The 6,515-nt window shown below is 40.8% G+C and carries 6 protein-coding genes; 2 read left to right on the top strand and 4 right to left on the bottom strand.

Translation table 11 applies throughout. The features are described 5' to 3' along the window. Positions 1-41: 41 nt before the first annotated feature. From B2R65_RS14870 to exaC, 3 genes are all read right to left on the bottom strand, one after another. Positions 42-389, bottom strand: a complete 348-nt coding sequence (locus B2R65_RS14870; RefSeq protein WP_071951667.1) for a DUF3024 domain-containing protein — start codon at positions 387-389, stop codon at positions 42-44. A 117-nt stretch (positions 390-506) separates the two neighbouring features. Further along, entirely contained in the window at positions 507-854 is a 348-nt protein-coding gene (locus B2R65_RS14865) for a VOC family protein (protein ID WP_004589544.1), read from the bottom strand. Positions 855-1,288: 434 nt separating this feature from the next. Beyond that, positions 1,289-2,809 carry an acetaldehyde dehydrogenase ExaC gene (exaC, locus tag B2R65_RS14860; protein WP_273611316.1) on the bottom strand — a complete coding sequence of 507 codons (1,521 nt, stop codon included), beginning with the start codon at positions 2,807-2,809 and terminating at the stop codon, positions 1,289-1,291. A gap of 172 nt (positions 2,810-2,981) precedes the next feature. Between exaC and B2R65_RS14855 the strand changes: the two genes are divergently transcribed. Next, the gene (locus B2R65_RS14855; protein ID WP_273611315.1) at positions 2,982-3,878 is read left to right on the top strand and encodes an AraC family transcriptional regulator; all 897 of its coding nucleotides are present in this window, start codon (positions 2,982-2,984) and stop codon (positions 3,876-3,878) included. Positions 3,879-3,957: 79 nt separating this feature from the next. Then, positions 3,958-4,989: a LacI family DNA-binding transcriptional regulator gene (locus tag B2R65_RS14850; RefSeq protein ID WP_273611314.1), complete on the top strand. Its 1,032-nt coding sequence runs from the start codon at positions 3,958-3,960 to the stop codon at positions 4,987-4,989. 73 nt (positions 4,990-5,062) lie between these two features. Here B2R65_RS14850 and gtfA read toward each other — a convergent pair whose 3' ends face one another. Further along, on the bottom strand, positions 5,063-6,514 hold the full coding sequence (gene gtfA / locus B2R65_RS14845; protein ID WP_286743967.1) for a sucrose phosphorylase: 1,452 nt from the start codon (positions 6,512-6,514) through the stop codon (positions 5,063-5,065). Position 6,515: the final 1 nt, after the last annotated feature.

The raw sequence follows: 6,515 nt of genomic DNA, 5'->3' as shown, positions 1-6,515 counted from the left end.
AGCCCGCGCAGCGGGCGAACTTGATTTTTTTGTTATGTGACTTACCCAAAAAAACAAGCGTATTCATCATGATCTATAACGGCAAAGACTTGCTCAATAGTTTTTACATACATATTTGGCTCATAGCCATGCCATTTTAGATCTTGTCGCATCCAGAAAATTTTCCATTTACCTTGAGCGCGGATAAAAGTTGCTTTAGCCATGTCCAGGTCATGATATTCATTTGGGCTGTTCCAAACAGGACGCGTTTCATATATATAAACTGATTGCTTCTCCAGCCGCCAACCAATGTCTAGCTCATTTCTAATATGCACTGGTGGCCTACGCTTATTTAAAAAAGCGTTGGCAGCTTTTTCTATCTTCTTTATTTCGAATTCACTTAAGGCCATAAAAGTTTAATTTTCCACCTGTCACATAACGCCACATTAAGCGGCAAATGATAGTTGGCTAAAATAAGTGAGGCACGAACGGAAAGCCAACTGTTATTAGTCCGTTTGAATGCCTTGTTAGTTGCTAAACTCTGTGACGTGCCAAAGCTCTCCTGATGGCCCCCACAAATAAACAACTTTACCCCAATGCTCTGTTTTTATTGGTTCGTACTTTATGTCGAAACCATCTAATCTAGAAATAACTTCAAAAGCCTCGTTTATATCTAAAACTGAAAGTTGGAACATCAAATTTTTAGCTAGATCTTCGTTATAAAACCTTTGTAGGAAAAAAGTGCATTCACCGTTTTCAAATAAAGATAAATCATCGGTGACATAATCCATTTGAAACCCCAATGCTTGGTAAAAAGATTGGGATATTTCGTAATCCTTACTAGGAATAAAAACTCTAATATCATCAACTTTCACCGGACTCTCCTTTTGCAACTAACAACTTTGTCTACGACATTTGTCGTTTTATAAACCGACAAATGTCCCTATATTACAATGCATTTATCTTAGCCAGCAAATAACCACCTGTAAACAATTAGTTAACTAGAAAGAAATCTCCGTTAATGCTGTAACACACCTAAATGGGGGAGATCAGTTATATCCGACAATGCATAAATCGCTGTACATTTTTAGAGCAACTTTTATAAAAAGTTAATATCGTAAAATCGTTTTTAACGCAGGTAATGAGTTATTAAAACGCTTAGGTTTTAACGTTTTGAACCCGGCTGGTATTGTACTTATATATTACAACACGCTTAAAGTAGCGTTGTGAGCAATGTGAATAAAAGCGCTGCAAATATGCAGCGCCCTCATTACTTAATGGTTGTTGTGTTTAAGTTTGAATTGCTTTATTAGAAAAAGCCGAGCGGGTCTTCGCTATAGCTCACTAATAAATTTTTAGTTTGTTGGTAGTGATCGAGTGCTAGTTTGTGTGTTTCACGCCCTATTCCTGATTTTTTATAACCACCAAATGCAGCATGTGCTGGGTACATGTGGTAACAGTTAGTCCACACTCGGCCAGCTTCAATTTTGCGTCCCATGGTATAAGCACGGTTCATGTTTCGGCTCCACACCCCTGCACCTAAGCCAAATTCTGAGCTGTTGGCAAGTTCGAGTGCTTCAGCTTCATCTTTAAAGGTCGACATAGAAATAACAGGGCCAAAAATTTCTTCTTGGAACACACGCATGTCGTTTGTACCTTTAAGCAGTGTAGGTTGTATGTAATAACCACCATTTAAATCGTCATTTAGCTGCTCTACGTTTCCGCCGGTGAGTACTTCAGCGCCTTCTTTTTTACCTATGTCTATGTAACTAAGTATTTTATCAAACTGTGCTTTTGAAGCTTGAGCGCCCACCATGGTTTCGCTGTCGAGTGGGTTACCGCGTTTAATTTGTTGGGTACGTTCGAGTATGCGCTCAATAAACTGCTCGTATATATCTTCTTGAATAAACAATCTTGATGGACAGGTACATACTTCACCTTGGTTAAAGTAAGCAAGTACGGCGCCTTCTATGGCTTTTGATAAAAACGCATCGTCTTTTTCCATTACATCATTAAAAAATATATTGGGCGATTTACCGCCAAGCTCTACCGTTGAGGGAATAATATTTTCAGCAGCACATTTTAAAATATGTGAGCCAACAGGTGTAGAGCCTGTAAATGCAATTTTAGCAATGCGTTTACTTGTGGCCAGTGCTTCGCCTGCTTCTTTACCAAACCCATTTACAATATTGAGCACGCCTGCAGGCAGTAAATCACCAATAATGTCCATTAAAACTAAAATAGATGCTGGAGTTTGTTCGGCTGGTTTTAGTACCACACAGTTACCTGCAGCAAGTGCCGGTGCAAGTTTCCATGCGGCCATTAAAATAGGGAAGTTCCACGGAATAATTTGCCCAACCACACCTAACGGTTCGTGAAAATGATACGCCACCGTGGTTTCGTCAATTTCGCCAATACTGCCATCTTGCGAGCGCAGGCACCCTGCAAAGTAGCGAAAGTGATCGGCCGCTAACGGAATATCAGCCGCGAGTGTTTCGCGAATGGCTTTACCGTTATCCCATGTTTCGGCAACGGCTAGTAGCTCTAGGTTTTGCTCAATTCGGTCGGCTATTTTTAGCAGTATATTACTGCGCTCGGTCACCGAGGTTGTGCCCCACTGCTCTCGCACTGCATGCGCTTTGTCGAGTGCTAGGTTTATATCGTCTTTGTCGGAGCGAGGTATTTGGCAAAATACCTTACCATTTACTGGGCTTATATTATCAAAGTATTGGCCGTTTACAGGCTTTACCCACTCCCCGCCAATGTAATTACCGTATTGGTTTTTAAAGTTTACGAGTGCGCCGTCGCTGCCTGGGTTTGCGTATATCATGTGTGTGCTCTCTTTATTGTTGTTAGCTAAAGGTCGAACATTTATATAAAACAAAATGCTTTATATTTAATCAGTGTTGTTTGACATTAGCCTAACGAGCACCTAAAAACTTGATTAGCTGTCCACAAAAGTTGTCTGTGAGTCCACACTAATAAAAATTTAAAGGATTGATATGCACACATCTCAGTTAAACAAAAAACGCCAACAACTTGATGTTTTAATTGAAAATAAAGTGACATTTGCAGCAGATAACAGCGAGTTGAGCATTTACGACACGTACCAACGCGCACAAAAGGTGGCACTGCATTCAAAGGAGTTACTGTTTTGTGCCATGCTCAGCGGTAAAAAAGTAATGCACGTAGAAAGTAGCCAATACCATAAAGCATTTTTACCCCACGAGTCGTTTGTATTAGCGCCAGAGCAAGGTGTATTAATTGATTTTCCACAGGCATCTATGCACGCCCCAACCACGTGTTTAGCAATTGAAATAAGCAAAGATAAAATAAACGCTGTGGCGAGTGCGCTTAACATGCAGCAAAGCTTTGCACACGATGGCGACTTATTCGAGTATGTTCCACAATTGGTACACAGCCAACATAATAGTCAAACGCAGCAATTATTAGAGCGCATGGTGCACTTATTTAGCGAACAAGGCGCACAGCGACATTACTTAATTGATTTGTCGTTAAACGAATTGATCGCCCGGTTGTTACAACAACAAAGTCGCGACTTATTACTCGCTAATAGCGATAAACCACGCCTTAAAACAAAAATAAGCGATGCACTGCTTTATATGGAAGAGCACTTAAACGAAACGCTCGATATAAATACCTTGTGCAAAATAGCCTGCATGAGCCGCAGTAAGTTTTATCAGCAGTTTAAATTGGCATTTGGCACTACCCCAGCCCTTTGGCAGCAACAATTAAGGCTTAAAAAAGCCCGCAATCAATTACTGCAAGGCCATGCTATTAGCCAAGTGTGCTTTGATGTTGGGTTTAATAGCGCAAGCCACTTTAGTCGTGTATTTAAACAAACCTTTGGCATTGCGCCTAAAGAGTGCCGGCATTAAGGCTAAAACCTTATTTTTTACTTTGCTAACGCCCTGAATATGTTAGTTTATTAACATGAGTATTGAGTAAAGAATTGGTATGAGTAAGCAAACCCGCTGGACCCTAAAAAGTATTGCTAAAGAGTTAGGTGTATCTAACGCAACAGTCTCTAATGCGTTTAATCGCCCTGATCAGCTATCGGCTAAACGCCGAGACGATATTCTTGCAGCGTGCAAAACCTTGGGTTATTACGGGCCCAATAAAGCCGCGCAATCGCTTCGCAGTGGTACGTTTAATATTGTGGCGTTAGTACTGCCCGATAGTGTGGAATATATGGTGTCTGACCCTGTGGCCAGTAGCTTTATGCGGGGTGTAACCTCGGTGCTTGAAAAAAACGGCATTAATGTTTTATTGTTTTCAGGAAATAGCGATAACCTTAACAGTGTGGTCGACTTCGTTGATGGCTTTATTTGTTATGGCCGCCCTCGAAATAACACATTAGTAGAGCAGTTAAAAACGGTCTCTAAACATGTGGTAACTATTGATTTTGATATAGCCCGCAATGCCTCAGTAAATATTAATAACGAGCAAGCAAGTTACGAAATAGCCAAGCATGTTTTAAAAAATCAAAGCGATAAAGTCGCTATTTTAGGCTTAAGATTACTTGATGAAAACGTATTGTGCCGCGTATATGAGCACCACGAATTTGAAACGGGGCAATCTATTTCGCACCAACGTTTACGGGGTTATCAACGTGCTTTAAGTGAGGCAAATATAACCGTAGCTGATGACCGCATTTGGAATATACCTGAGAGCAGCGAGCGTTTTGCTAACATTGCCGCCAAAGAGGTGTTAAGTGCCTCCCCCCGACCTAACGTTATCATTTGTATGAGTGATTTAATTGCCCTTGCCACCATGCGAGAAGCGATAAAACAAGGCATAAAAATAGGTGAAGAACTGCGTATTGTCGGCTTTGATGGAATAGACGAAGCCGCTCGTTTTGTGCCGCGCCTAACCACTATTCATCAAAACAGCCAAGAAAAAGGCGTAATGGCCGCCGAGCTCTTTATATCAAAAGAAGAAAAAATATGTGATGTAAGTTACGAGCTAGATATTGGCGCAAGTGGTTAATAGGTTATGTTAAAAAAGACTGGGTAAACAAAAGCCAAGCTCAAGAGCTTGGCTTTTATGTTTTAATAGCCTGTTAGGCTAACAATGCGTTTAAACTTATCGTTGTTTCTTCATCACCATTTACTTGAGTAATAAGCGCGTCTCGTGTTTTAAAATTAACACTTAATGCAATAGACTTATCTTCTAGTTGCCACGTTAAACAACATATTCCCTGGGTGCCGTGAGCACTAAACTCTCCTGCAAAAGCGGGGTGTTCATTACGTAATTTAATGAGCTCTATTAAACCTTTTACTACAGGTTTATTGAGTGCGTGCTCAATTGTTTCAGTATTTAAATACGGGCGGTTAATATCACGGCCCACATTGGTACGCGCAAGTAAATCCATATCGTTTTCGCAGGCAAATAAACCGCCGTAGTACACTTGCGGCACACCGGGGGCAAAAAACTGTATGGCACGCGAAATCAAATAATCTAAATCGTTAGCGCCTAATGCATTGTAATACGTGCAATTTACTTGGTATAAATCAACATTACTGGCAGCAGCACCCGTAGCTTGGCGGCTTTGGTTGTTACTGTTGGCATGCATGGTTTCTACAAGCGTATCTATTTGCTGTGCATTTAATAGCCCTGGCTTGTCGCCCATTGGACCAGCATCAATAATGCCTATGCCGTCGTGCGTATCAAGTACCGTTAAACAGTTGCGTGGTGAAATTTGTAACCATTTAAGCAGTGCATCTACATCGTTATTAAATAAGCTATGTAAAATAAGCGGCGGTAATGCAAAGTCGTAAACCATGTTTACACGCTTTGCTACTTCTACTTGTGTTTGGTAGTGGCTATGAATTTCAGCAATGGTTTCCATGCCAAGCTCGTTTGCTTGCTTTGACAGGTTATCTAGGTAGCCAAAGGTTTCGTCTAGCATAAAACAGTTAGTACCGGCTTGTTTAATTGCGTAACCCGCTGCATCTAAACGAATAATATTTACGTTATTTTCAGAAAACTTAGTTAATACGTTATTTAAATACGCAATACCTGCTTCAACTTTTACGTTTATATCAATTTGGTTATCGGTAAACGTGGTCCAAAAGTCATACGTTTGACCATCGCCACACTGCATTGGCGTAAAACAGCTACCGGGACGCGGGCGATAAATTGCTTGTTGCTCTTGCTCGCTCATACCATTTGGAAAAACGTCTTCTTTTGTTAAAAACAAATCCCAAAATTCTGATTGCTTACCTTTAGCTAGCACATCTTGAAACTGATAAGACTGCGCCGATACATGGTTAACGATTAAATCGGCCATTAGATCATGGTTTTCACCCAGTGCTTGAATATCAGCCCATGTACCAATGCGAGAATCTACTTCGCTGTGATCAATCGGGTCAAAGCCCGCATCGCTTCCATCAATAGGATTATAAAACGGTAAAAGGTGCACACCACCAAATACGCCCTTCAAAGGACCTTTTAACAATGTTGTAAGTGCGTTTATATCTTGACCTGTAATTCGATCAGCGTATGTGATCAAT

Origin of the sequence: Pseudoalteromonas sp. UBA2102, from assembly GCF_002331165.1 — a bacterium.
Lineage (GTDB): Bacteria > Pseudomonadota > Gammaproteobacteria > Enterobacterales > Alteromonadaceae > Pseudoalteromonas > Pseudoalteromonas atlantica.
This window is presented reverse-complemented; position numbering and strand designations above follow the sequence as displayed.